Below are 24,605 nucleotides of genomic sequence, written 5' to 3'. Positions count from 1 at the left end.
TTCGCGCTCCGTACGGTGCCGTCCGGCCGCGGCCCGGTCATTCCGCCGGTGCCACCGCCGTCAGGGCCTCGGCCAGCAGCGGGGCGGTCTCCTCGGTCTGCCACTGGCGGGCACCGTACGCGCGTAGCGCGTCGGCGACGCCCGCCTCCGACGCGTCCGCGGGCGGCTCCCAGCACAGCCGCCGTACGGTGTCGGGCGCGAGCAGGTTCTCCTGCGGCAGGTTGAGCTCCTGCGCGCGGGTGGTGACCACCGCGCGCGCGGCCGTGAGCCGCGCCGCCGCGTCCGGGTCCTTGTCGGCCCAGGAGCGGGGCGGCGGCGGACCGTTCAACGAGGGGCCCTGCTGCGGCAGTTCGGAATCGGGGAGCGCCCGCGCCCGTTCGATCGCCGCCTGCCACTGCTCGAGCTGGCGGCGGCCCATCCGGTGCCCGTAGCCGGGCAGCGCCGCGAGCGCCTGGCCGTTCGCCGGCATCCCGAGCGCTGCCTCGACGATCGCCATGTCGGAAAGCACCTTGCCGGGGGACACGTCGCGCCGCTGTGCGACCTGGTCGCGCGCGTTCCACAGCTCCCGTACGACGGCCATCTGCCGCCGTCTGCGGACCTTGTGCATGCCGGACGTACGGCGCCACGGGTCCTTGCGCGGCTGCGGCGGCGGCGCCGTCGCGATGGCCGCGAACTCCTGGAGCGCCCAGTCCAGCTTGCCCTGCGCGCGCAGCTCCTCCTCCAGCGCGTCCCGCAGGTCGACCAGCAGCTCGACGTCCAGTGCCGCGTACCGCAGCCACGGCTCGGGCAGCGGCCGGGTGGACCAGTCGACGGCGGAGTGGCCCTTCTCCAGGGCGTAGCCGAGGACGTTCTCGACCATCGCGCCCAGCCCCACCCGGGCGAACCCGGCGAGCCGCCCGGCCAGCTCGGTGTCGAAGAGGCGGCCGGGGACCATGCCTATTTCGCGCAGGCACGGCAGGTCCTGGGTGGCCGCGTGCAGCACCCATTCGGCGTCGCCGAGTGCCGCGCACAGGCCCGACAGGTCCGGGCAGGCGACCGGGTCGACCAGGGCGCTGCCCGCGCCCTCGCGGCGCAGCTGGATCAGATACGCGCGCTGGCCGTAGCGGTACCCCGACGCCCGCTCGGCGTCCACCGCGACCGGCCCCGTACCCGCTGCGAACGCCGCCACGACCCGGTCCAGATCCGCCGCGTCGGCGGTCACCGGAGGGATGCCTTCGCGCGGCTCCAGAAGGGGGACCGGCGCCGGACTCCGGTCCTCGGAGGGGTCCTGAGCTGCGTTTGCTGATGCGGTCTCTTGGGCGTCGGTCACCGGACCAGGGTAGCCGTGCGCACGCGCTGTGCAGCGCCCGCCGACGGAACGTTCCGTCGGCGGGCGCTTCGTGGAGGTGGACAGCGGTCAGTGGATGATGCCCGTCCGGAGGGCCACCGCGACCATCCCGGCGCGGTCTCCGGTGCCCAGCTTGCGGGCGATACGGGCCAGGTGGCTCTTGACCGTCAGGGCGGACAGGCCCATGGAGACGCCGATGGCCTTGTTCGACTGGCCCTCCGCCACCAGCCGCAGCACTTCGACCTCGCGCCCGGACAGTTCCCGGTGCCCGCCCGGGTGCCCGGGGCCGCCCGGGCCGCCGCCGGGGCGGCGGTGCATGCGCGCCGCCGCGGCGCCGATGGGGGCGGCGCCGTGCCGGGTGGGCATGGCGCCGCCGAGGCTGTTGCGGGTGCCGGTGACGACGTAGCCCTTGACGCCGCCGGCGAGTGCGTTGCGTACGGCGCCGATGTCGTCGGCGGCGGACAGGGCCAGGCCGTTCGGCCAGCCGGCGGCTCGGGTCTCGGACAGCAGGGTGAGCCCCGAGCCGTCCGGCAGGTGGACGTCGGCCACGCAGATGTCACGTGGGTTGCCGACTCGGGGACGGGCCTCCGCGATCGACGACGCCTCGATCACGTCCCGTACGCCGAGCGCCCAGAGATGGCGGGTCACGGTGGAACGGACTCGGGGGTCGGCTACGACGACCATGGCCGTCGGCTTGTTCGGGCGGTAGGCGACCAGGCTTGTGGGGTGCTCGAGGAGAACAGACACCGGGCCTCCTGGGGGAGTGGCGGGGAGGGAGCCGGCTCGGCGGACACACGCCGTATGACGGGACGAGCCGGGACGTTCCCTGGTGGAAGGGTCACAGACTCCTTCGGCAGCTACTCCGAGCGGCTTTAGAGAATGATCACGAATCAGTGATAACAAATAGTGCAATTCGGACAGCCGCTCGACGGTCCCGCCCCGACACGCCTGGTCACATGTGCTGCGGTCCCCGGCGCTGCGGCAGTGGTACGACCGCCCCGCCGTCTCCGTTCCCCGGCGGCAGCCCCGCGCACAGGCACAACACGTCGCACCACGCGCCGAGATGGGCCGCCACGTCCGGGGCCGCGTCCGGCCGCTCGGCCGGGTCCGGGCTCCAACTGGCCCGGATCTCCAGCTCGCTCTGCGGCGTACGGTCCGCCATGCCGCCGAAGAAGTACGAGCCCGAGCGCGTCACCGTGCCGCTCGGCGCCCCGTAACCCACCTCACGCGCCTCCAGCGCACCCGTCAGCCACGACCAGGTCACCTCCGGCAGGAGCGGATCCACCGCCATCTCCGCCTCCAGCTCCGCCCGGCCCAGCGTGACCACCCGGAACGTGCCCTGCCACGACCCCTGCCCGTCCGGGTCGTGCAGCAGCACGAAGCGGCCGTCGGCCAGCTCCTCGTCGGCGTACTCGACCGTCGCCTCCAGCGCGTACGCGAAGGGCGCGAGCCGCTTCGGCGCGGGGAGTGCGGCGAGCCGTACCTCCGGCCTGTGCCGTACGGCGTCCAGTGCCGCCACGGCGTCCCGGAAGGCGGGCGGGAAGCCGCTCCCGTCGGTGCCGTCCGTACTCTCCATGCCGTCAGTGTTTCCCGCCATTCGTGTTCGAGCCGCTGCCATGGGCGGAAAGAGTAGGCGTACCCGGCCGCCGGTGCCGGTAGGGACACGAGTCCGCCCGCCGCCGCGTGCGAAACTTCGGGTTGTGAGTGCCAACGACCGCCCCACGGGCCCGCCGACCGCCACCCGCGACTCCGCCTTCCTCAAAGCCTGCCGCCGTGAACCGGTGCCGCACACCCCCGTGTGGTTCATGCGGCAGGCCGGGCGGTCGCTGCCCGAGTACCGCAAGGCGCGCGAGGGCACCGGCATGCTCGAGTCGTGCATGCGGCCGGACCTGGTCACCGAGATCACGCTGCAGCCCGTACGGCGCCACCGCGTGGACGCCGCCATCTACTTCAGCGACATCGTGGTGCCGCTCAAGGCGATCGGCGTCGACCTCGACATCAAGCCCGGTGTCGGCCCCGTCGTGGAGCGCCCGATCCGGTCGCGCGCCGACCTGGACCGACTGCGCCCGCTGGAACCGGCCGACGTGGCGTACGTCGCCGAGGCCGTCGGCATGCTCACCGGCGAACTCGGCGGCACCCCGCTCATCGGCTTCGCGGGCGCGCCGTTCACGCTCGCCAGCTATCTCGTCGAGGGCGGCCCGTCCAAGAACCACGAGCACACCAAGGCACTGATGTACGGCGACCCGCAGCTGTGGGCCGACCTGCTGGACCGGCTGGCGGAGATCACCGCCGCCTTCCTGCGCGTGCAGATCGAGGCGGGCGCGTCGGCCGTACAGCTCTTCGACTCCTGGGCGGGCGCGCTGCGGCCGCGCGACTACCGGGAGTCCGTGCTGCCCGCCTCCGCCAAGGTCTTCGACGCGGTCGCGGAATACGGCGTGCCCCGCATCCACTTCGGCGTCGGCACCGGCGAACTCCTCGGCCTGATGGCCACCGCGGGCGCCGACGTGGTCGGCGCGGACTGGCGCGTGCCCCTGGACGAGGCCGCCCGCCGGATCGGCCCGGGCCACGCCGTACAGGGAAACCTCGACCCCGCCGTGCTGTTCGCGCCGCGTGAGGCCGTCGAGGAGCAGGCGGCGCAGGTGCTGGAGGCGGCACGGGACGTGCACGGGCACATCTTCAACCTGGGCCACGGCGTCCTCCCTGACACCGACCCGGACGCGCTGACGCGGCTCGTGGCGTACGTGCACGAGGCCACGGGGCGGTAACCGCCGTGCGGACAGCCGCCGTACGGGAACGACTGCCGTACGGCGGCTCCGCGGCAACCGCCGTGCGCGGCGGCCGGGCCGGCCGGTTCAGTCCGCCGGCCCTTCGCCGCCAGGGGGCCGTGCCGTCGCGGCGGGAGCTCCGCCGCGACGGCGTACAGCGCGCCAGACCAGGAACAGGAGGGCCGCGGCAGCCGCGAAGGGCAGTGTCGCGCCCAGGGCGATGACCACCCACCGCAGCATCACCACGAAGGCGCCCCAGCCGCCTGCCAGCGCGTCGCCGACCGACGTGCCGCCGTCCCCGCCGGAGCCGGACGACCCGTCCGGGTCGCGCAGGATCAGCGTCAGCGTCGCCATCCCGGTGCGGTCCTCCAGCGACTTCAGGCGTGCCTGCTGCGCCTCCAAGTCCGCCTGCCGGGTGCTCAGTTCGGACTCCAGCGTCACGACGTCGGACAGCTTCTCCGCGTCGTCCATCAGCTTCCGTACGCGCTCGACGCTGGCCTGCTGCGTCTTGATCCGGCTGCGTACGTCCACCATCTGGTCGGTGACGTCTTTCGCCGACACCTTCCGTTCCCGCAGCTCCCCGAGCCCGGACAGCTTGCCGAGCACGGACTCGTACTCCGCGGGCGGCACGCGCAGCGTCGCGCGTGAGCGTTCGCCGCCGTCGGGGTCCCTGTCCGTCGTCTCGCTGCCGACGTAACCGCCGGCGGCCCGTACGGTCGCACGGGCCTCGGCGAGACCGCCCGGCACGTCCTCCGTCTCCACGGCCACCTCGGCGGTACGGACGATGTGCTCCTGGGGGGAGGCCGGTGCCTCGGACGCGCCCGCCGACGGGTCCGCCTCGGCCCCCGCCTCCGCCTCCGGTGCGGCCTTCTGCGCCGCCTCCTGCCCCGCCTTCCCGTCGCGCGCCCTCTCCGGGCCGTCCGCTGAACCGCCGCCGTCGCTGCCCGACGTACAGCCGGTGACCCCGGCCGACGCGACCAGCAGGGCCGCGGCGAGCGCCACGGCCCCCCGTACCACCGGACTCCGCATCAATCCGCCCCCCACGCCTCGTGGTTGTCGCACCTTGGACGGGGCGGCGCGGGCGCCGGTTGCCGTACGGGGGTTGCGAAGCGGTCACGTCGAGGGCTCGTGCCGGGCGCGACGGCGGGTCTGGGAAAGTGGTGACATGCACGTCATCGTGATCGGCGGCGGGATCGCCGGGCTTGCCGCGGCCCACCGGCTGCTCCGGGACGGCGCCGCCGTGACACTGCTGGAGGCGTCGCCGCGGCTGGGCGGAAAGCTGTACGCGGGCGACATCGCCGGCGCCGCCGCCGTCGACCTCGGCGCGGAGGCGATGCTCGCCCGCCGCCCCGAGGGGGTGGACCTGGCGCGTGCCGTCGGGCTCGGCGACGCGCTGGAGCCGCCCGCCACCGCGGGGGCGTCGATCTGGACGCGCGGCGCGCTGCGCCCCATGCCCCGCGGGCACGTCATGGGCGTGCCCGCCGACCCGGCCGCGCTGGGCGGGGTGGTGTCGCCGGACGGGCTCGCGCGTATCGCCGAGGACGAGACGCTGCCCCGTACGGAGGTCGGCGAGGACGTGGCGGTCGGCGCGTACGTCGCGGAGCGGCTGGGCCGCGAGGTGGTGGACCGGCTCGTGGAGCCGCTGCTGGGCGGCGTGTACGCGGGCGACGCGTACCGGCTGTCGATGCGCGCCGCCGTGCCGCAGCTGTACGAGGCCGCCCGCGCGGAACGTTCCCTGCTGGCCGGTGTCCGCGCCCTGCAGGAACGGCAGGCCGCGGCGGGCGCTGCCGCGTCCGGACCAGTCTTCATGGGCATCGACGGCGGCATCGGACGGCTGCCCCCGGCAACGGCCGACGCGTGCCGCGCCGCCGGAGGGGACCTCCGTACGGGCACCTCCGTACGGGAGTTGCGCCGCGCCCGCAGCGGCGAGGCCGGCACCTGGCACGTCGGCACGGATGCCGGGGGCGGCGCCGGAGAGACGTTCGCCGCCGACGCCGTGATCCTCGCCGTCCCCGCGCCCGCCGCCGCGCGGCTGCTGGCCGCCGAGGCGCCGGCCGCGTCGGCCGAGCTGGCCGCCGTCGAGTACGCGTCGATGGCGCTCGTCACCCTCGCGTTCCGGCGCGCGGACCTCGACGGCACCCCGCCCGGCAGCGGCTTCCTGGTGCCGCCCGTGGACGGCCGCACCATCAAGGCGTCCACCTTCTCCGCCAACAAGTGGGCGTGGAGCGGCGCGCAGGACCCGGAACTGTTCGTGCTGCGCACGTCCGTCGGACGGTACGGCGAGGAGGAGCAGCTGCGGCGGGACGACGGCGAGCTGGTCGCCGCCTCGCGGCACGATCTGGAGGCCGCCCTCGGGCTGTCCGCGAAGCCCGTGGACGCGCTGGTGAGCCGCTGGGACGACGGCCTGCCGCAGTACCCGGTGGGGCATCTGGACCGCGTCGCCCGCGTCCGCCGGGACCTGGCCGCGCTGCCCGGGATGGCCGTGTGCGGCGCCGCGTACGACGGGGTCGGCATCCCCGCGTGCATCGCGAGCGCGTGGCGGGCGGCGGAGGCCACCCTGGCGCGGGGCGCGGAGGCGGGCGCGGGACAATGACCGCATGACTGCTGCACCGGAGAAGGCCCCCAACGCGGGCAAGAAGGCCAAGGACCTCAACGAGACCATCCGCTACACCCTGTGGTCGGTCTTCCGGCTCCGCGAGGTGCTGCCCGAGGACCGCACCGGGTACGCGGAGGAGGTCGAGGAGCTGTACGCGCAGCTCGCCGCCAAGGACGTGACCGTACGCGGCACCTACGACGTGTCCGGGCTGCGCGCGGACGCCGACGTCATGATCTGGTGGCACGCCGGCACGTCCGACGCGCTGCAGGAGGCGTACAACCGCTTCCGCCGCACCCGGCTGGGCCGCGCGCTGGAGCCGGTGTGGTCGAACATGGCGCTGCACCGGCCGGCGGAGTTCAACAAGGCGCACATCCCGGCGTTCCTCGCCGACGAGGAGCCGCGCGACTACATCTGCGTGTACCCGTTCGTGCGCTCCTACGACTGGTACCTGCTGGCCGACGAGGACCGCCGCCGGATGCTCGCCGAGCACGGCAAGATGGCGCGCGGCTACGCGGACGTACGCGCCAACACCGTCGCCTCCTTCGCCCTCGGCGACTACGAGTGGCTGCTCGCCTTCGAGGCCGACGAGCTGCACCGGATCGTGGACCTGATGCGTCATCTGCGGGCGTCCGAGGCGCGGTTGCACGTCCGCGAGGAGGTGCCGTTCTACACGGGGCGGCGCAAGCCCGTACAGGAGCTGGTGTCCGGGCTGGCCTGACGGGTCAGGCCGGGCCGTACGGGCCAGTCCGTACGGGAGCTAGCCGCGGTCCGTGACCCGCGCGCCGTCCGGGCCGGGCGCGCCCCGCGCACCGCGGTCGGCCTGCGGCTCCGGGCGGGGCGCGCAGTCGGCGGCGCGGCCCGGGGTCCTGCCGTGCAGCAGATACGCCTCCAGGTGCCGGTTGACGCACTCGTTGGGGCCGCCCGCGATGCCGTGCGAACCGGCGCCCCGCTCCGTCACCAGCGACGAGCCCGGCAGCCGCCGCTGCGTCTCCAGCGCGCCCTCGTACGGTGTCGCGCCGTCCCGCGAGGCGGCGAGCAGCAGCACCGGAGGGAGCGCGCCGGGCTCGGTGCCGACCTCCACGGGCCGGGACTGGGGGCCCTGCCAGTAGGCGCATGGCAGGTTCATCCAGGCGTTCTCCCAGGTGTTCAGGGGCGCGTGGGCGGCGAGTACGGCGTTGTCGCGGTCCCAGCGTGTCCAGTCGCGCGGCCAGGGGGCGTCGGCGCACTCGACGGCGTTGTAGGCGGCGTTGCTGTTCTCCGCGGCGGCGGCCGCGGACGCGCCCGTCTCCGGGGCGGCGAGGGCGAGCAGCGGGCGCCGGTTGCCCTTGCGGTACTCGGCCAGCGCGTGCGCGTGCCCGGCCCAGGCGTGGTCGGCGTACACCACGTCCAGGAAGCCGGTGAGCAGTTCGCGGGAGCCGACGGGGCGGTCGGCGCCGTCCCGGTTCCGGTCCACCGCGTCGCGCACCGTGTCGAAGGCGCGCTGGACGCGGGCGGGGGTGGTGCCGAGCCCGTACACGTCGTCGTGCCGGGCCACCCAGCGCTTCCAGTCGTGCCAGCGGCGCTCGAAGGCGGTGTTCTGGTCGAGGTTCGCCTGGTACCAGATCTTGCGCCGGTCGGGGTTCACGACGCTGTCCAGGGCGAGGCGCCGGACGTGCCCGGGGAACAGCGTGGCGTAGACGGAGCCGAGGTAGGTGCCGTATGAGACGCCGAGGTAGCTGAGCTTCCGCGCGCCCAGCCCGGCGCGGATCACGTGCAGATCGCGGGCGTGGTCGGCGGTGGTGAAGTGCGCCAGCCGGGCGCCCTGGTCGCGCGCGCAGCCGCGGGCGTACGCGGCGGCGCGTTCGCGCATCTGGCGCTTGTAGGACTCCGAGGGGCGCCGCGGCGCGCGGTTCGGGCCCTTCGCGAACTCCCGCGGCTCCTGGCAGGAGACGGGCGCCGACGGGCCGACGCCGCGCGGCGCGTACCCCACGAGGTCGTAGCTCTGCTGCAGCCGCTTCCAGGTGCCGCCCAGCTGCGAGCCGTACAGCGGGAACCGCAGTCCGTTGCCGCCGGGGCCGCCGGGGTTGTAGAGCAGCGGGCCCTGGTGGCGCTTCTTGCCGCCGGTGGCGCGGGCACGGCTGACGGTGAGGGAGATCCGTTCGCCGTGCGGCTTTGCGTAGTCGACCGGGACGCGCACCGTGCCGCACTGGGAGGGGACGGGCTCCTTCCCGGCGGGCGGGCACTTGTGCCAGTCGATGCCGGCCGCGGCCGCCTCCCGTACGGCGGTGCGCACGCCGCGCACCTCCGCGGTCTGCCCGTCGGCCCGCGCGGCGGCGCCGGGCGTGGCGGGGTCGGCGGCGCCGGTGGCGGGGGCGACGGCGGTCGCCGTCAGGGCCAGGGCGCCGAGCGTGCCGTAGAGCGCAACTGCTCGCACTGAGTGTCCTCGTTCCCTCTGTGGTCCCGGGTGTGGGCGGACACGAGGGATGCTCAGCGCGGTAGTTGAACGGGTAAAGCACCTGCGGGCGGTGTCGCGTCAATGCCCCCGAAGCGGGGACCGGGTACCCCCGAGTGCCGCGCGCAGGTCCGGCTGGGTGAGCACCGCGGGGCCGCGCAGGGCCAGCGCGGTCAGCAGCGCGCGGTCGGCGGCGTCACGGGCGTACGGGGCGGCGTCGCCCGTCGGGGCTGCGGCTGCGGCTGCGGCTGCGGCTGCGGCGCGGTCCGTGTCCGCCGCCGTGTCGTCGCGCAGCCGCCGCAGCCCGGCGGGGGACGCCCAGCGGGTGTACGCGTGCGCCTCGTAACGGGCGATGGCCAGGGCGCCCGCGGTGAGGGCCAGCGGCAGCGAGAACCACTGCGCCACCGTGCCCCGGTCGCTCCCCGTGTCGGCCAGCAGCGCCGTCAGCAGCCCCATGACGAGCACCAGCAGCGCGGCGCCGCGCACCTGCCGGGTGGCCGCGGTGACGTTCGTACGCACCCGGTCCGGCACGGCCAGCCCGGCGGCGGCCAGCCGTTCGGCCAGGGCGCGTACGGCGTCGGCGGCGGCGAGGGCCGCACGTACGGGCGGGATGCGGGACTGCCCGTCCGGGCCGAGGGCGGAGATCACGGAGCGCTCGATGTCGTCGCGGCCCTCCGGGTCGACGACCGTGGCCCAGCCGGTGTGCGCGAGGAGCAGCCGCCGGTCGCGGGACATCGAGACGAGCGTCAGATCGGCGACGCGGTGCGGGCCGCCGGAGAGGAACGCCGTCTCGTAGAGGGTGAGTCGGCGGCCGGCGTCCGGGCCCGTACCCGCTTCAGGGGGTGCGCTCTCGGGCGCCGCCCCGGCGGTGAGCGCGGCGTGGCAGAGCCGCGCGCAGGCCGCGAACGCGACCGCCCAGGCGGTGAGGAGGAGCAGCACCCACATGGGTGAGTTCTACCGGGGGCGGGGCGTGAGCGCCATACGTGTTCCGGAGTCCGGACGGGCGACCGGCGCGACGCGGTGCGTCTGCCGTCGGTCTGCGGTGCGTCTGGTGCGCGCCGCAGGGTGCTCAGCCGCGGGGCAGGTCCGGGTGGTCCGCGACCACCGTGCACGAGCCGGGCGCGATCTCCGTGAAACCCGCGTCCCGTACGACCGGCAGCCCCGAGCCCGTGAGCCGCGCCCACCGTACGCCCGATTCCGCCGTACGCACGGCGAGCGGGAAACCCGCGTCACGCCAGGCCGTACGGGCCGCCGCCGGCAGGCCCCACCAGGCGTACTGCGCGCCGTGCCCCGCCTGCGCCATCGCCTTGCCCGCCGACATCCGCAGCTCCGGACCGATCCACAGCACCGGCGTCCCCGGGGCGGGCGCGGGCGGCGGCTCCGGGTCCGCCACGTCCGTGCCGGACACCTGGAGCCGGGCCAGATCGCGGGGCCAGCCGTCGAGCGGGACGGGCGGGAACACCCGTACCTCCGCGGCCTGTCCCGTCACCGTGATCCCGGGCAGCGCCTCCGCGCGGCGCCACTCGGCTCCGCGCGCGCGGCGTACGACCTTGCGGATGCCGCGCTCCTCCCAGAGCCGTACGCGCTTGTGCCACTCGCCGTCATCGTCCTCCGTACGGGAGTCGCTGAGCAGCGTCAGCACGGCGCGGGCGGCGGTCTCCAGCGCGTCCGTACGGGCGGGCGGCGCGGCGCGTTCCATACGGACGACGACGGGGAGCACGTACTGGCCCTGCTCGTCGGAAGGGGCTCCGGGTGCGGCCGGCGGTACGGATGCGCTCACGCGGCAAGTCTGCCAGCCGCGTTGCCGCTTCCGGCGGGCGGCCGGGGCGGACGCCGTACGTCTGCTACGGGACGTCGTGAAGCGCGTACAGCGAGCTCACCTCCGCGCCGCGGAGGCGCTTGGCCTCGATGCTCTTCATGCCGGCGTGCAGCGCGGTGGTCTTGTGGGCGTAGGCGTCCTCGATCGGCAGGTAGTACGCGAGGTTGAAGTACGCGTACGGCGCGGGGTGCTCCTTGTCGGCGGCCACCGCCCTGATCCAGGTGGTGGCGCCGTAGTGGTAGGAGAGGCAGAAGCCGATCATCCGGTCCTGGTCGTACGCGGCGGCCACACGTGCGGTGTCTCCCATGGCCTCGGCCTGCCGCTTCAGCAGCTCCGTCATGACGCCCGTGCTGTCGCGCGCGTGGCCGTGCGACTTCTGGTGGCCGGCGAGCAGGCTGCCGGCGTCCTGGTAGCAGTCGCCGAGCGGCTGGATACGGAGGTCGAGTCCGGACTCGGCGAAGGCGCGGCGCTCACTGCGCACGCCGGCACGGCGCTTCGCGGGCAGGGAGGCGACGTAGTCGTCGAAGCCGTGGCCCGGCAGCGGAATGGTGGCGTCGTCCTGCTGGTGCCGGGGGCGTTCCCGGTAGAGGGGGGCGAGGGCGTCGGCGGCGGCCCGGGTGAGGTAGGGCCACCAGTGGGTGGTGCCGAGGCGGCCGGCGTGTGCGCGGGCGGCGTCGCGCAGCAGGGTCAGGCAGGCCGCGCGCTGATCCGCGGTCAGGCCGGGGGCGGTGAGGGGGGAGTTGTGGTAGCCGCGGCGGGCTCCGGCGATGACCCGCGGGCTCGCGGGAGAGGACAGGACGGTGTCTGTCCGGTAGTTGTCGTTGGGCTCCTCGTGCACTTCGTAGAGGGGCGTGGCGGCGAGGATCGCCCCTTCGCGGTCCCGTACGAGGACGTAGGAGGCGGTCGCGGTGGGGTCCTGTTCCTCTCCGGCGAGCCAGCGGTGGGACAGGTAGAGGCTGGTCTGCCGGGCCAGGCGGTCCCACTCGCCGGCGGGGACGTCGTGGATGCTGTGGACGAGGTCCGTGTTCAACGGCGGTTCCTTCGGCGGTGTCGGTTCGGCGCTTTGAGTGCGGGCGAGGCGAGGCACGCCAGGAGGCAGAAGGCGGCCTCCACCGCCCACGGTGCGAGCGGCCCGGTGTCGAGGAGGAAGGTGAACAGGGCCGGTGCGGCGATCATGCCGGACGCCCAGGAGAACTGGTACAGCCCCTGCGTGAAGCCGGAGGCGGCATCGGGGGTGAGGCTGACCGACAGCTCGTTCATCGCGGGGCCGAGGAGGATCTCCGCCACGCTGAACAGCACGATCCCCGCGACGAGGGCACTCCAGGCGGTGAACGCGAGGCCGGGGGCGGCCGGGGCGGCGAAGGCGAGCATGGCCAGGGTCATGAGGAGGTATCCGCCGCCGACCGCGCGGCGGGGGACCTTCGGGGCCAGGTGGGCGGTGATCGGAGTGGACAGGGTGGACACGATCACGGTGTTGATGACGAACACGACGCTCGCCGACCACGCGGGGAGGCCGAGGGTGCGGGTGGCGTAGAGGGCGATGAGGACCGACAGGAGGGCCTGGGCCAGGACGTAGGGGATGTTGAGGGACACGAGCAGCAGGTAGCGGCGCGTGTTGTCCGTGCGGGTGAGCTGTCCGCCGCCGGTGGGGGGTTGGGGGGCGGGCTTGGTGGTGCGCAGCGAGGCGAAGCAGGCGGCGGCGAGGAGATAGGTGGCGGCGTCGACGGCGATCATCCACTGGAGGGCCCCTTCGCCGGACAGGGCGAGTGCGCCCGCCGCGAGCCCGGCCCCGGCGGCGAGCCCGACGTTGCGCAGGCTGCCGGTGAAGGCGAACCACGCCCGTCGCTCGGCGGCGGCCGTGACATGCGTGACGAGGGTGCGCTGCGCGGTGAAGTACCCGTTGATTCCCGCCTGTACCAGCACGTAGGCGGCGGCGACGTGCCACAGCTCCCGCGCGGGCAGGAAGACGAGGAATCCGGCGCAGGAGAGCAGGTTGGCCCCCACGACCACGGCCTTCGGCCCGGCGCGGTCCATGACGCGCCCGGCGAGGAAGGTGACGGGCAGCGCGATGGCCTGGCCCACGGTGACGGCGATCCCGACGGACGCGAGCGGCAGGCCGCGTACGTCGGTGAAGTACAGCAGGCTCAGCGGCAGGAGCATGCCGTTGCCGAGCGAGTCGATCAAGTGGCCGGTGATGAACAGGCCGTGGCCGCGCAGCGGCGGAAGCCCCAGGATCCGGGACATGCCGCGGGGGCGGGGGCGGGACGGCGCGCTGGTGGTCACGGGGCGAGCAGCCGGGCGATCTTCTCCACGACGTCCGCCGAGGGGAAGCCGGTCGAACGGCGCATTCCCGCCAGGGTTTCGAGCGTCCGTGGCTCCTCGCCCTCGGGGAGGGTGAAGACGACGATGTCGCCGTGGCTGAACCCGTCGATCACCAGCTCGTGCAGGGTGACCAGCTCCAGGCCGCGAGCCAGCTCCGCCCTCGCCCGTTCGGGAACACCGTCGGGGACGAGGAACTCGATGGCCCACCCCGTCCGTACGGGCGCCCCGGCCGGCTCTTGCCCGAGGGCCAGCGCGGCGAGCGTACGGAAGGTATTGGTGCCGGAGGCCGCGCACGACAGGGTCGTGGCGCCGCCGATGCGCGGATTGACCTCCAGGATCCGGTACGTGCCCGCGGTGTGGATCATGTCGACGTTGACGCTGCCCTCGACACCGAGACCGGCGAACAGGTCGGTGAGCTTCTTCGCCACCGGCTCGAACGCCGCGTCGGCCTCGGGGCGGGGGCCGCACCAGCGCAGGTCGGCGAAGGTGAACACCGGCTGCGCCGCCGCGACACCGGTCCAGCACACCGGAAGCACCTGATACGCGCCCGGCGCGCCGACGATGTCCACACTGCACAGGTCCCCGTGCACCACCTCCTCGACGACCGCGGACACCGGGGGCGGAGCGCTCAGATAGCTCTCCAGTCCCGCCTCGTCGGGGATGGGCCGGATGCCCATGCTGGTGGAGTCCCACACGGGTTTGGACAGCAACGGGAACCCGGTCTCCGCCGCCGCCGCGCGGATGGCGTCCGCGTACCCGGGGACCGTGAGGCCGCGGCCGTGCAGGAGGTCGGAGTCCGCGCGGAAGCCCTTCGGCACGTCGAGGCCGGCGTGGGTGAGGAGTTGCTTGCAGTCCCACTTGTCGACCAGGCCCCATGTCACCTCCACCGGAGAGACCACCGTGGGAATCCCCGCGGCTCTGAGGATCTGCCCGGCCGCCGCGTCCCGCAGGGCGTTCTCACAGGGCAGGGAGATCGAGACGGCGGCGTCCGCGCCCCAGTCGGCGACCCGCTCGGCCAGTTCGCGCGCACCCAGCCCCGGGTCCAGCGGGAGCCGCTCGCCGGGGAAGTCCGCCTCGCCGGCCTGCCCGTGGGTGTAGAACAGGCCCGACCGCACACCCTTCGCCGAGAGTTCGTCCACCGCCTGCTGGATGTAGGGGTCGGCACGCTGGATGTCCACCGACCTCAGGAACGCCATCTTCACGGGGTTTCAGCTCACTTCCACTCGGGTCCGGGCGGCGACGTCCTCCGCCAGCCGGCGGGCTTCGGCGACGGTCCCCGCGCGGGCGACCACCTGCCCGATCCGGCACGAGGAGTCTTCGGGCTCGGGCACCGTGTCGCCCGCACCCAGGTGGAGTTCGCTGTGCGTGCCGGAGACCTCGGGGACGGACACGCGCCGCAGCCTGCCGCCGGACCGGGGCAGCAGGAATCGTATGGCGGCGGCGTCCGTACGCGTCGGCGCGGTGTCGGGGACACGGCCGAGCACGGTCTGCAGGTAGGCCACCGCCTCGCTGACCCCGGTGGCGGTCTCGACGACCTCGCACAGGTTCCCGCCCGGCAGCCGCGCCCCGGTCTCGAGTACGAAGGCCACTTCCGCCCCCGGAGGGATCTTCACCTCGGTGTGCGCGATCCCGTTCCTGATCCCGACCGCGAGCGCGGCGCGGGCCGCGGTGTGCCGGACGAGCCGGGCCGTCGACGGCGCCAGCCCGGCCGGGCAGGTGTGACCGGTCTCGATCCGGTGGGCACCGGAGGTGGTGTCCTTGCGTACGACCGGCAGCGGATACGCCACTTCGTCCGCCACGATCGTGTCGCACGAGAACTCCTCACCCGGGATGTACTCCTGCGCCAGCACCCTGGTGTCGAGCCGCAGTCCGTGCGGCTGCGCGTACGTGTGCCGCTGCGCCGCGGCCATCGCCGCGTCAAGCTGGTCCGGCCCGTCGAGCACACTCACCCCCCAAGACCCGCCCTGTTCCGCCGGCTTGACCACCAGCGGCCACCCCAGGCCGCGCTCCGCCACGGCCCCGCGGGCCTGCGCGGAGTCCCGTACGGCCGTCCACCGCGGTGCCGGAACACCGGCGGCGGCGAACGCCTCGCCCATGAGGATCTTGTTCCGGGCGGCGTGCGCCAGGGCAGGGTCGTTGCCGGGCAGGCCCAACCGCCGCGCGAGGAGCGCGGCGAGGGGGGTGAGGAGTTCCCAGCAGGCGGCGACTCCCGCGACGGAGTGGCGCCGGCAGAAGTCCTCCATGTCCTCCAGGGCACGCGGGGTGTCCGCCAGGTCCGTCTCGCACACCCCGGCGAGCGCGGACCGCAGCGAGGGGCTGTACGAGTCGTGAATGTCCTTGTGCGTGGCCGCGTACAGACGGACGCCCAGCCGGTCGGCGGCATCGACGAGGAAACGGCCGGCGTTCCCCATCGGCTCGACGACCAGCACCCCGGCCCCGCAGGGGTCTGTGCCGATGTTCATCGCCCTACTCAACCGGGTGGGAAGCCCCGTGGCCATCGTCGTGACCGACAAAGCCGACTCGGCCGCCCGGCAGGGATTTCAGAGCAACCTCCGAACAAGCCGCCGCCCATGGACACGTGACGCGCCCCGACCGTAGCTTCGCTTGTCCGCTCCACGCACGGAGCGCTGCGCAAGGTCGTCTTCACGCGTGACCGCACACCTCGGGGACCGAAACAGGGGGCAGCACGTGACCAGCCTGCATGACCAGCTCGCCGACCACATCAGCCAGGGCGTCATACCGCCCTACCAGTACTCCTACCCGCCCCGCTCCGCCTACCGGCCCCTGGAGCCGGGTGCGTGGGACGTCGGCGAGGTCTGGGACCGGGACCTGGCCAACCACCAGTCTCCCGAGCTGAATCTGTATCTGCACGTCCCGTTCTGCAACGTCAAGTGCGGCTTCTGCAACCTCTACACGGTCATCTCCACCGACCAGGACGTGTACGACGCCTACACCGACGCCCTGTGCACCCAGATCCGCGACCACGCGGCGATCATCCAGGCCCGCCGGCTGCGCACCGTCTACATCGGAGGCGGCACCCCGGCCCTGCTGCGCACCGAGCACTTCGAGCAGATCTTCACCACGCTCGCGGAGATCTACCCCAACTGGCGCTCCACGGTGGAGGAGGTGGCGATCGAAGCGACCCCGGACAGCGTCGTGGACAACCCGGACGGCTTCGCCCGCCTGCTGGAACTGGGGCTGACGCGGGCGAACATCGGCATCCAGTCCCTCGTCCCGCAGGAGATCAGGGAAGCCGGCCGGAGCAGGTCGAACGAAGACGTCATCCGCGAGGCCGTCCGCATCGTCCAGGAGCAGGGGCTTCCGGATCTGTCCACGGACCTGATCATGGGCTTCGCCGGGCAGACCCCCGAATCCTGGCGGCACAGCGTCGACGAGCTGGCCAGGCTGGAGCCCACCACCGTCTCGACCTACTTCCTCACGGTCCGCCCGGACGCCTGGTTCTCCAAGACCGGCTCGTACCAGTACATGTGGGACCCCGCCCTCTACGAGCGCTACGACTACGCCCGCGAGGTCCTCACCGGCGCCGGGTACGTCCAGGAGGGCTCTGTCCGCTACAAGAAGCCCGGCCGCGGCGGCTACGTGCAGAAGGTGCTCACCTTCCGCGGCGTCCCGCTGCTCGGCCTCGGCGTCGGCGCCCGCTCGTACACCTCCGTCCTCGACTACATGACGGGCAGCGTGCGGCCCTCCGCCAAGGAGGTCGCCGACTACATCCGCAAGGCCCGGAACCACGAGCTGGCCCCCGTCACCGGCTTCCCGCTCACCGGAGAGGAGATCGTCCGCAAGCGCCTCGTCCTCGACACCTTCGACCTCGACCTGTCCGAACTCGACCGCTTCGGCCTCGACAGGATCGGTGGCGAGGTGACGGCCGTACTCGACGCGGCCGAGACCAACGGCCTCATCCACCGCCTCGGCCGCCGCGTCCAGCTCACTCCAAAGGGCTTCAAGTACCGCGACATCCTGTCCTGGATGTTCTACTCCGAGCACGTCAAGACCCTGGACCGCGAGCACTACGAGGGACTGCACAAGGCCAACCGCCGCGCCCGCAAGACCATGGGCGCGGATCCGGTGCGCATCACCGGCATCGACCTCAAGGAGCCCGCGTGAGCGAGCTGTTCATCGCCGCGGGAGGCGGCGGTGACCCGCTCGGTGCCGCCATCACCGCCGCCGCCCTCGGCGTCACCGAGCCCACCATCGCCACGTACGCGTGGGAGCGTCCCGAAGTCGACCCCACCCCCGGCCCGCTGGGAGCCGCCGACTTCGACGGCCTGGAACGGGCGGCCGAAGGCCCCCTGTTCTCCCCGCGCACCCGGCCCGTCGGGCCCGCCGGTTCCACACTGCCGCGCCTGGCCGGTGACCTCCCGGGCCGTCTGGTGCTGATGGACCCGACCGCGGGCCTGCGGGCCCTGGCCGAGCAGGTCTTCCGCATGGCCTCGTGCGGGTACCACCGGGTCCACGTGGTCGACATCGGCGGTGACGTGCTCACCCACGGCGACGAGCCCACCCTGGCCAGCCCGCTCCCGGACGCCATGGTTCTCGCCGCCTGCCGGATCGCCGGAGTCGACGCCACCGTGTACGTGGCCGCGCCCGGCGCCGACGGCGAAGTCCCCCGGAGCGAGGTCGTCGCCCGCAGCGAAAGCTCCCGCATCACGCCGGGCGCGTACGCCGTCGAAGCGGCCGGAGCGGCGCTGTCCTGGCATCCTTCCGAGGCGTCCGCCCTGTTCGCCGCCGCGATCGAAGGGGAACGCGGCACGGTCAGGACCGTGACGCGCTCCCTCGAACTGACCGACGACTCCGCCGGCGTCCGCCGTCAGACCCTCGACGGCGCGATCGGCCACAACGTCGTGGCCCAGGCGCTCGTGGAGAAGAGACCGGGAACGCTGGAGGAGGCCGCGGACCTCTCGGCCGGACTCACCGGCCTCCACGAGATCGAGCGCGAACGGCAGCACGGACCGCCCCATGGACCGCAGCACGGGCGGCCGCATGAACGGCAGCAGGGACCGCACCACGAACGGCGCGACCCGGACAGCCACCGCACGCCGCCCGACAGCGCCCGTCCCCTCACGAGCCGCGACACTCTGCGGGAAGCCCTCCGTACGGAGCCGTCGGACGCGTCCCACGCGACCTTCCGCTTCGCCGCCCGCGCGCTCGGCCTCCCCTGGGAGCACATCCCCGCCCTGCGCAACGCCCTGTCCGCAAAGGGCCCCCTCCTGACGCTCGCCCGAACGGGCCGCGACATGGGGGCAGTAGCCGGGCGGCCGTACGCCTAGGCTGGTCCGCCATGAGACTGCGTGGCGTCGGACGGCGTTACCGGCTGGGCGGCCCCTGGGTGCTGCGCGGCGTGGACGCCGACCTTCCGGAGGCGGCCGTCCTGCGCGTCGAAGGCACCAACGGCAGCGGCAAGTCCACCCTGCTGCGGCTGCTCGCGGGCATCGACGCGCCGTCCTCGGGACGCATCACGGGACGGCCGCGCCGTACCGCGTACGTGCCCGAACGCTTCCCCGCCGCACTCCCGTTCAGCGCCGCCGGCTACCTCACCCATCAGGCGCGCGCACGCGGGCTGCGCGGAGGCGCCGCCGCGCGCGCGGCAGGGGAGTGGCTGGAGCGCTTCGGGGCGGGCGCGTACGCGCGTACGCCCATGGCCGACCTGTCGAAGGGCAGCAGCCAGAAGGTGGCCGTCGCCCAGGCGCTGCTTGCGGAGCCCCGGCTGCTGGTCCTGGACGAGGCCTGGACGGGCCTCGACCGCGAGGCCCGCGACGAACTGGACCGCGCGGTCGCCGAACGCGTCGCCGACGCAGGCACCGTCGTCTACGTGGACCACGACCCGCGGCGGCTGGCGGACTCGGTGCACACCGTGCTGCGGGTGGCGGACGGGCGGGTGGCGGCCGCGGCGGGGGCTGCGGCCGCTGATTCCGGCGCCGGTGATTCCGGCGCCGCCGCCGGTGCCGCTTCCGGGCCAACGGCCCGGGTCACCGTGACCGGCCCGCCCGGCGCGGCCCTGCCCGTGGGGCTGCCCGGCGCGCCGCGCGGTGAGCCGGGCCTGGACGGCTCCGTACGGCTGACCGTTCCGGCCGCACACTCCGATGCGCTGCTGCGCGCACTGCTCGCGGCGCGGCCGCCGTGGCACATCCGTACGGTGGAGCCTCCCACTGCACCGGAGGCGGATTCCGCGGAGGGTGGTCACCGGCCGTGAGCGCACTCGTCCGCTACCAGCTCGCCCTGCTGCTCCGCTCGCAGCGCTGGCTGCCGCCCCTCCTGCTGTACGCCGTGTGCGTGGGCGTCGGCCTGCAGGCGGGCCAGCCGCTGCTGGACTCCCTCGGCTTCGCCGCGGCGGCGCTGCTGCCGGTGGCCGCGTGGCTCGTACGGGTCTGCGTGACGGGTGAGCCCGAGTCCGCCCGGCACTGCGCAGCCGCCGCGCTGGGGCCCGCCCGTACGCATCTGGCGAGCGTGCTGGCCGGGTTCCTGTCCTCGGCGGTGCTGGGCGCGGCCGGTACGGCCGTGGTCCTGGTGATCAGCGACCCGCACACCACCGACGGGGCCACACGGGTGCCACTGCTGCCCGCCGCGGGCGCGGGGCTGCTGGCCGCGCTCGCCTGCGCGCTGTTCGGCACGGCCGTCGGCGCGCTGTGCAACCGGCCGCTGCTGCACAGCACCGGCTGGGCGGTCTGCTCGACGATGCTGGCGGCGCTGCTCGTCCTGGTCGTGGGCGTCTCGCCCGCGAACGCCGCCGTACGGGGGCTGGTCACGGCGTCGCACGACGGGGCCGTGCCGGTGCCGTGGCTGCCGTTCGCGGTGTCGTGCGGTGTGGCGGCCGCGGCGACGGCCGTCGCCTGCGCCCTCGCCTCGCGACGGCGTTGAGCGTCCCGCCTGTACCGGCACGCTGAGGTCGTACCTCAGCGAAGTCAGCCCGTCCGGCGTTTGAGGACGGACCCGGCCCGGGAACGGGCCGGGGTCCGTCCTCAAACGCCGGACGGGCTTGAAGGGGGTGCGGACGCGCTTGAGGGGCGCGCGCTCCGCGCTGGCGTCAGTGCCGCCAGGGGCCCGTGACGGCGAACGTCGTGCCCGGCGTATAGCAGTTCACGTACATCGTCCGGCTGTCCGGCGAGAACGTGACACCCGCGAACTCACCCCACGCCGGCTCGTCCGGAGTGCCGATGTTCTGCGCACCGCGCGCCATCGGGTAGACCTTGCCGCGCTTCGTCAGCCCGTACACGTGCTGCGCGCCCTCGCCGTCCTCGCACACCATCAGGCCGCCGCTGGGCGCCAGGCAGATGTTGTCCGGCTCCTCGCCGGGCATGTCGAGGTCGCTGTCGGGGCCGAAGAGGACGACCAGCGTGAGGTGGTTGCCCTCCGGGTCGTAGCGCCAGATCTGGCCGTAGTGGTCGGCGGCGGATCCCTCGTCGCTCTTGGCGTAGCTGGAGACGAAGTAGACGCAGCGGCCGCCCCAGTAGCAGCCCTCCAGCTTCTGGGCGTGCGTGATGCCCTTGCTGCCGAAGTCCTGGTGCCGGATGGCCGTCTCCTTGGCCAGCGGGTCCGGTACCTCCACCCACTCGATGCCGCGGAACGTCTTGCCGGTCTCGTGCACCGCGGACAGGTCCGGTACGCCGGGTACGCGCATGGCCTCCAGCGTGCCGCCCGCGCGCAGCGAGTCGAAGCCGCCCCGCGGGCGGTTCGGGAGGAAGCGGTAGAAGAGGCCGAACGGGGACTCGAAGGCGTCCTCCGTCTCGTACACGACGCCGGTGCCGGGGTCGATCGCGATGGCCTCGTGCTGGAACCGGCCCATCGCGGTGAGCGGTTCCGGCACGGTGCGGTGGCCGTTGCCGAAGGCGACCTCGAAGATGAAGCCGTGGTCCTTGGTGTAGCCCTCTTCTCCGGCCTTGAACTCGGTCTCCTCGCACGTCAGCCAGGTGCCCCAAAGGGTGTGGCCGCCCGCGCAGTTGGTGGAGGTGCCGGCGATGCCGACGCGTTCGTCGCGTACGCCGTTGTGACCGTCCAGCTCCAGAACGGTGCAGCCGCCCTTGGCCTCGGGGTCGTACGTCAGGCCGTCGACGGTGGGGACGGGCACCTTCCCGTCCATGCGGTTCTCGTGGTTGCGCACCAGCCACACCGAGTCGTGGCCGCCGCGGCCGTGACCGCGGGAGCCGGCGAAGGCGGCCATGCCGTCGTGGTTGCCGGGCACCTTGCCCTCGCCGGAACGGAGTTCGTCGCCCTCCTTCGACAGCACCTTGTAGCGGAACCCCTTGGGCAGGTCGAGCAGGCCGTCCGGGTCCTCGACGAGGGGGCCGTAGCCGTCTCCTCCGCCTGTTCCCTGTGCGTGGGCGGTACCCGCGAAGACTTCCGGGATGCTTCCTGCGAACGCGATGCCGGCTCCCAAGGCACCTGATCTTGCGAGAACTTCACGCCTGGTCGTGGACATGGACACTCCCTGTTGGCGGACAGGACGAACGGACCACGTGTGTGTACCACGGGAATCAGCCGATCGAACACCAGGCGGGCCGCGTCAATCTACGCGAGTCGCGCCGTACCCCCTGAGCGGTCCCGCGCCGGGGCCCGTACGGCGGCCGGTGCCGGGCCCGTACGGCGCACGCGTCAGGTCGCGTGCCAGGCCCCGCGTCAGGCCGCGCCGAGCTTCGCGCCGTCGCGGGCGAGGGCGGTGAGCCGGGAGATGGCGCGGAAGTACTTCTTGCGGTACCCGCCGGCCAGCATCTCCTCGCCGAACAGCGCGTCGAACGGCACCCCACTGGCGAGCACCGGCACCTCGCGGTCGTACAGCCGGTCCGCCAGCACCACCAGGCGCAGCGCCGTCGCCTGGTCCGGCACCGGCCGTACGTCCGTGAGGCAGACCGCGGCCAGGCCGTCGCACAGGGCGCCGTAGCGGCTGGGGTGGACCGTCGCCAGGTGGGCGAGCAGTGCGGGGAAGTCGTCGAGCGCGGCGCCGGGCGTGCCGTACGCGGCACGGGTGACCCGCGCGTCGTCGGCCGGAGGCGGCGCTTCCGGGAGGCCGCGGTGGCGGTAGTCCTCGCCGTCGATGCGCAGCGCGCGGAAGTGCGCGGACAGGCCCTGGATCTCGCGCAGGAAGTCGGCGGCGGCGAACCGGCCCTCGCCGAGCTTGCCGGGCAGCGTGTTGGAGGTGGCGGCGAGCGCCACGCCCGCGTCCACCAGCTTGCCGAGCAGCGACGAGACCAGGACGGTGTCGCCGGGGTCGTCGAGCTCGAACTCGTCGATGCACAGCAGCGCGTGGCCGCTGAGCGTACGGACGGCCTGCTGGAAGCCGAGCGCGCCGACCAGGTGGGTCAGCTCCACGAAGGTGCCGAACGCCTTCCGCTCGGCCGGCGCGGGCGCGGCGTGCCAGAGGGAGGCGAGGAGGTGCGTCTTGCCGACGCCGTAGCCGCCGTCGAGGTACACCCCGCGCGACCCGCCCACGCCCGGCGCCCGCCGGGCGCCCCTGCCGCCCCGCCGGAACCAGCGCTTCAGGCCGCCGTCGGGCGCGTTTCCGCCGGGTCCGCCGGGTCCGCCGGTCCCGCCGGGCCCGAGCCCGGCCGCGAAGCCGCTCAGCACCCGTACGGCCTCGCTCTGGCTGGGCTGCCCGGGGTCCGGGACATACGTCTCGAAACGGACGGAGTCGAAGCGGGGTGGCGGCACCATCGCGCCGACCAGACGCTCGGCAGGCACCTTCGGGCGCCGGGTGCACAGGGAGAGCGGGGCGGCGGCCGCGGAGTCGGCGGTCCGGGAGGCGGTGGTGGACACGTCCTTCATGCTACGGCGCGTCAATAAGCCGGTGCGGGCTCCGTGCGGCATGCCACACTGCCGACTATGCGACGCCTGTTCCCCTCCGCTCGACCCGACGTATCCGCAGCCCAGCCCGCCGGTGGCCCGGCGGAGACCGCCGACGGCGGGGAGTGGAGCCTCGAGGAGCTGGCGGACGCGTACGCCTACCCGGAGCTCCCTCGTACGGACGCCGCGGGCGGTACGGACGCCGCGTCCGGCAGCTGGCTGCGCGCGAACATGGTCGGCTCGCTGGACGGCGCCGCCTACCACGGCGGCCACTCCAAGCCGCTCTCCTCTCCGGCCGACATGCGGATCTTCGGCGTGCTGCGCGGCCTGGCGGACGTGGTGATCGTGGGTGCCGAAACGGTACGTCACGAGGGATACCGCCCGGCCCGCCGGCGCGAGGGCTTCGCGGCCCGGCGCGCGTCGGCGGGACAGGGCCCGGCGCCGGCGATCGCGGTGGTGAGCGGGAGCCTGGACCTGGACTTCGCGCTGCCGCTGTTCACCGAGCCGTGGGTGCCGACGCTCGTACTGACCGGGTCCGCCGCCCCGGAGGACAGGCTGGCGGAGGCGCGCGAGGCGGGCGCCGAGGTGCTGGTGGCCGGGGACGGCGCGCTGGTCGATCCGGCGCGGGCGGTCGAGGTGCTGGCCCGGCGCGGGCTGCGCAGGCAGCTCACGGAGGGCGGGCCGCGGCTGCTGGGTCAGTTCGCGGCGGCCGGGGTACTCGACGAGTTCTGCCTCGCCGTGGCGCCCCGGGTGGCGTTGGGGAGCGCGGCGAGGGTGATGGACGCGCCCGAGGTGGAGACGCCCGCCGAGTTCGTACTGGAGTCGTTGTTGGAGGAGGAGGGATTTCTGTTCACCCGCTACCGGAGGGCCGGTCACCAGGCACCGGAGGGCGGGGCTCCGCTCCGGGGGAGTGTGCACGAATCAGCGGAATAACGCCTTCCGCTTAACCTTGATCGGGCAGACTGAAGAGCGCAGACCCGTGTGACCACGGGGCAGAATGGTTTCTGTAGGGGTCCGCTGGCCTCGTGAAAGAGAAGGGCACCTCCGTGTTCACGACCGTGTTGATGATCGAGAAGCCGCTGGTGTCCGCCGACGTGGAGCTCGTCACCACCCTGCACGGGGACGAGCCGGTCTCCTTCGTCGTCCTCATGCAGCCCCGCGGTGACCAGGACCGGCTGCTGCGCGCCCTCGACGACGTCGTGCTCGGCGAGCTCGAGGACGCCGTACACGAGAGCGAGGAGCCCGAGGGCGGCGAGGCGCTCCAGCCCGCGCGGCTCGCGCTGGAGCACTCGCTGAAGTCCCTGCGGGAGGTGGGTGCGGACGCGATCGGGCAGATCATCGAGAAGCACCCGCTCGACGTGCTGACCTCCGTCGTCGCCCAGACCAAGGCGGACGAGGTGATCGTGCTGACCGCGCCGCACCTCGTGGAGGAGTTCTTCCACCGGGACTGGGCCTCGCGGGCCCGGCACAGGGTGGGTGTGCCGGTGCTGAAGCTCTTCGCGCACTCGGACGACGACTGAGTTCGTTCCGTACGTCCGCGTCGCCCTCCCATA

At 73.8% G+C, this 24,605-nt stretch carries 22 protein-coding genes; 9 read left to right on the top strand and 13 right to left on the bottom strand.

The window, feature by feature from the left end:
* Positions 1-37: 37 nt before the first annotated feature.
* From DVA86_RS09660 to DVA86_RS09650, 3 genes are all read right to left on the bottom strand, one after another.
* Entirely contained in the window at positions 38-1,309 is a 1,272-nt protein-coding gene (locus DVA86_RS09660; protein ID WP_208877399.1) for a ribonuclease D, read from the bottom strand.
* Between the two features lie 87 nt (positions 1,310-1,396).
* A complete protein-coding gene (locus DVA86_RS09655; protein ID WP_208877398.1) occupies positions 1,397-2,074 on the bottom strand; it encodes a response regulator transcription factor in 678 nt (225 codons plus the stop codon).
* Positions 2,075-2,279: 205 nt separating this feature from the next.
* Complete coding sequence (locus DVA86_RS09650) at positions 2,280-2,945, bottom strand: DUF3000 domain-containing protein (protein WP_208877397.1); 666 nt, start codon at positions 2,943-2,945, stop codon at positions 2,280-2,282.
* A gap of 82 nt (positions 2,946-3,027) precedes the next feature.
* Here DVA86_RS09650 and hemE point away from each other — a divergent pair, with 82 nt between their 5' ends.
* On the top strand, positions 3,028-4,092 hold the full coding sequence (hemE, locus tag DVA86_RS09645) for a uroporphyrinogen decarboxylase (RefSeq protein ID WP_208877395.1): 1,065 nt from the start codon (positions 3,028-3,030) through the stop codon (positions 4,090-4,092).
* A gap of 87 nt (positions 4,093-4,179) precedes the next feature.
* On the opposite strand, the gene DVA86_RS09640 is transcribed toward hemE, so the two are convergent.
* Positions 4,180-5,121 carry a DUF4349 domain-containing protein gene (locus DVA86_RS09640; protein WP_208877394.1) on the bottom strand — a complete coding sequence of 314 codons (942 nt, stop codon included), beginning with the start codon at positions 5,119-5,121 and terminating at the stop codon, positions 4,180-4,182.
* A 136-nt stretch (positions 5,122-5,257) separates the two neighbouring features.
* Here DVA86_RS09640 and hemG point away from each other — a divergent pair, with 136 nt between their 5' ends.
* Both hemG and hemQ read left to right on the top strand, forming a co-directional pair.
* Positions 5,258-6,685: a protoporphyrinogen oxidase gene (gene hemG / locus DVA86_RS09635; RefSeq protein ID WP_208877392.1), complete on the top strand. Its 1,428-nt coding sequence runs from the start codon at positions 5,258-5,260 to the stop codon at positions 6,683-6,685.
* Between the two features lie 4 nt (positions 6,686-6,689).
* Complete coding sequence (hemQ, locus tag DVA86_RS09630; RefSeq protein WP_208877390.1) at positions 6,690-7,406, top strand: hydrogen peroxide-dependent heme synthase; 717 nt, start codon at positions 6,690-6,692, stop codon at positions 7,404-7,406.
* 39 nt (positions 7,407-7,445) lie between these two features.
* Here hemQ and DVA86_RS09625 read toward each other — a convergent pair whose 3' ends face one another.
* The 7 genes from DVA86_RS09625 to DVA86_RS09595 all read right to left on the bottom strand — a co-directional run bounded on the left by DVA86_RS09625 (position 7,446) and on the right by DVA86_RS09595 (position 15,722).
* Complete coding sequence (locus tag DVA86_RS09625) at positions 7,446-9,101, bottom strand: alpha/beta hydrolase (protein ID WP_208877388.1); 1,656 nt, start codon at positions 9,099-9,101, stop codon at positions 7,446-7,448.
* Between the two features lie 99 nt (positions 9,102-9,200).
* Positions 9,201-10,064 carry a TIGR04222 domain-containing membrane protein gene (locus tag DVA86_RS09620; RefSeq protein WP_208877387.1) on the bottom strand — a complete coding sequence of 288 codons (864 nt, stop codon included), beginning with the start codon at positions 10,062-10,064 and terminating at the stop codon, positions 9,201-9,203.
* Between the two features lie 124 nt (positions 10,065-10,188).
* Positions 10,189-10,899 carry a peptidyl-tRNA hydrolase gene (locus DVA86_RS09615; protein ID WP_245996460.1) on the bottom strand — a complete coding sequence of 237 codons (711 nt, stop codon included), beginning with the start codon at positions 10,897-10,899 and terminating at the stop codon, positions 10,189-10,191.
* Between the two features lie 64 nt (positions 10,900-10,963).
* A complete protein-coding gene (locus DVA86_RS09610) occupies positions 10,964-11,968 on the bottom strand; it encodes a GNAT family N-acetyltransferase (protein WP_208877386.1) in 1,005 nt (334 codons plus the stop codon).
* Entirely contained in the window at positions 11,965-13,221 is a 1,257-nt protein-coding gene (locus tag DVA86_RS09605) for an MFS transporter (RefSeq protein ID WP_208877384.1), read from the bottom strand. Before DVA86_RS09605 ends, DVA86_RS09610 begins: the two co-directional genes overlap by 4 nt.
* On the bottom strand, positions 13,218-14,456 hold the full coding sequence (locus DVA86_RS09600; protein WP_222623306.1) for an ATP-grasp domain-containing protein: 1,239 nt from the start codon (positions 14,454-14,456) through the stop codon (positions 13,218-13,220). Before DVA86_RS09600 ends, DVA86_RS09605 begins: the two co-directional genes overlap by 4 nt.
* Before the next feature lie 12 nt (positions 14,457-14,468).
* Positions 14,469-15,722 carry an ATP-grasp domain-containing protein gene (locus DVA86_RS09595; RefSeq protein WP_208877380.1) on the bottom strand — a complete coding sequence of 418 codons (1,254 nt, stop codon included), beginning with the start codon at positions 15,720-15,722 and terminating at the stop codon, positions 14,469-14,471.
* Positions 15,723-15,948: 226 nt separating this feature from the next.
* Between DVA86_RS09595 and DVA86_RS09590 the strand changes: the two genes are divergently transcribed.
* Genes DVA86_RS09590 through DVA86_RS09575 form a run of 4 tightly spaced genes read left to right on the top strand, consistent with a single transcriptional unit; the run spans position 15,949 to position 20,136 of the window.
* On the top strand, positions 15,949-17,385 hold the full coding sequence (locus DVA86_RS09590; protein WP_208877379.1) for a coproporphyrinogen-III oxidase family protein: 1,437 nt from the start codon (positions 15,949-15,951) through the stop codon (positions 17,383-17,385).
* On the top strand, positions 17,382-18,548 hold the full coding sequence (locus DVA86_RS09585) for a DUF1152 domain-containing protein (protein WP_208877377.1): 1,167 nt from the start codon (positions 17,382-17,384) through the stop codon (positions 18,546-18,548). The genes DVA86_RS09590 and DVA86_RS09585 overlap by 4 nt, the downstream gene beginning before the upstream one ends.
* An 11-nt stretch (positions 18,549-18,559) precedes the next feature.
* Entirely contained in the window at positions 18,560-19,471 is a 912-nt protein-coding gene (locus DVA86_RS09580) for an ABC transporter ATP-binding protein (RefSeq protein WP_208877375.1), read from the top strand.
* A complete protein-coding gene (locus DVA86_RS09575; protein WP_208877373.1) occupies positions 19,468-20,136 on the top strand; it encodes an ABC transporter in 669 nt (222 codons plus the stop codon). The genes DVA86_RS09580 and DVA86_RS09575 overlap by 4 nt, the downstream gene beginning before the upstream one ends.
* A 166-nt stretch (positions 20,137-20,302) precedes the next feature.
* Here DVA86_RS09575 and DVA86_RS09570 read toward each other — a convergent pair whose 3' ends face one another.
* The gene (locus DVA86_RS09570) at positions 20,303-21,694 is read right to left on the bottom strand and encodes an alkaline phosphatase PhoX (protein ID WP_208877372.1); all 1,392 of its coding nucleotides are present in this window, start codon (positions 21,692-21,694) and stop codon (positions 20,303-20,305) included.
* Between the two features lie 197 nt (positions 21,695-21,891).
* Positions 21,892-23,025, bottom strand: coding sequence for a cell division protein ZapE (gene zapE, locus DVA86_RS09565; RefSeq protein ID WP_245996459.1), 1,134 nt, complete (start codon positions 23,023-23,025; stop codon positions 21,892-21,894).
* Between the two features lie 66 nt (positions 23,026-23,091).
* On the opposite strand from zapE, the gene DVA86_RS09560 reads away from it, so the two are divergent.
* Both DVA86_RS09560 and DVA86_RS09555 read left to right on the top strand, forming a co-directional pair.
* The gene (locus DVA86_RS09560) at positions 23,092-23,985 is read left to right on the top strand and encodes a pyrimidine reductase family protein (RefSeq protein ID WP_208877369.1); all 894 of its coding nucleotides are present in this window, start codon (positions 23,092-23,094) and stop codon (positions 23,983-23,985) included.
* Positions 23,986-24,098: 113 nt separating this feature from the next.
* Positions 24,099-24,572: an indole-3-glycerol phosphate synthase gene (locus DVA86_RS09555; protein ID WP_208884554.1), complete on the top strand. Its 474-nt coding sequence runs from the start codon at positions 24,099-24,101 to the stop codon at positions 24,570-24,572.
* The last annotated feature ends 33 nt before the right edge of the window (positions 24,573-24,605 follow it).

This window comes from Streptomyces armeniacus, from assembly GCF_003355155.1.
In the GTDB taxonomy this organism is placed as follows: Bacteria; Actinomycetota; Actinomycetes; order Streptomycetales; family Streptomycetaceae; genus Streptomyces; species Streptomyces armeniacus.
Note: the sequence above shows the minus strand (reverse complement) of the source record. Positions and strands in the feature narration are given on the sequence as shown.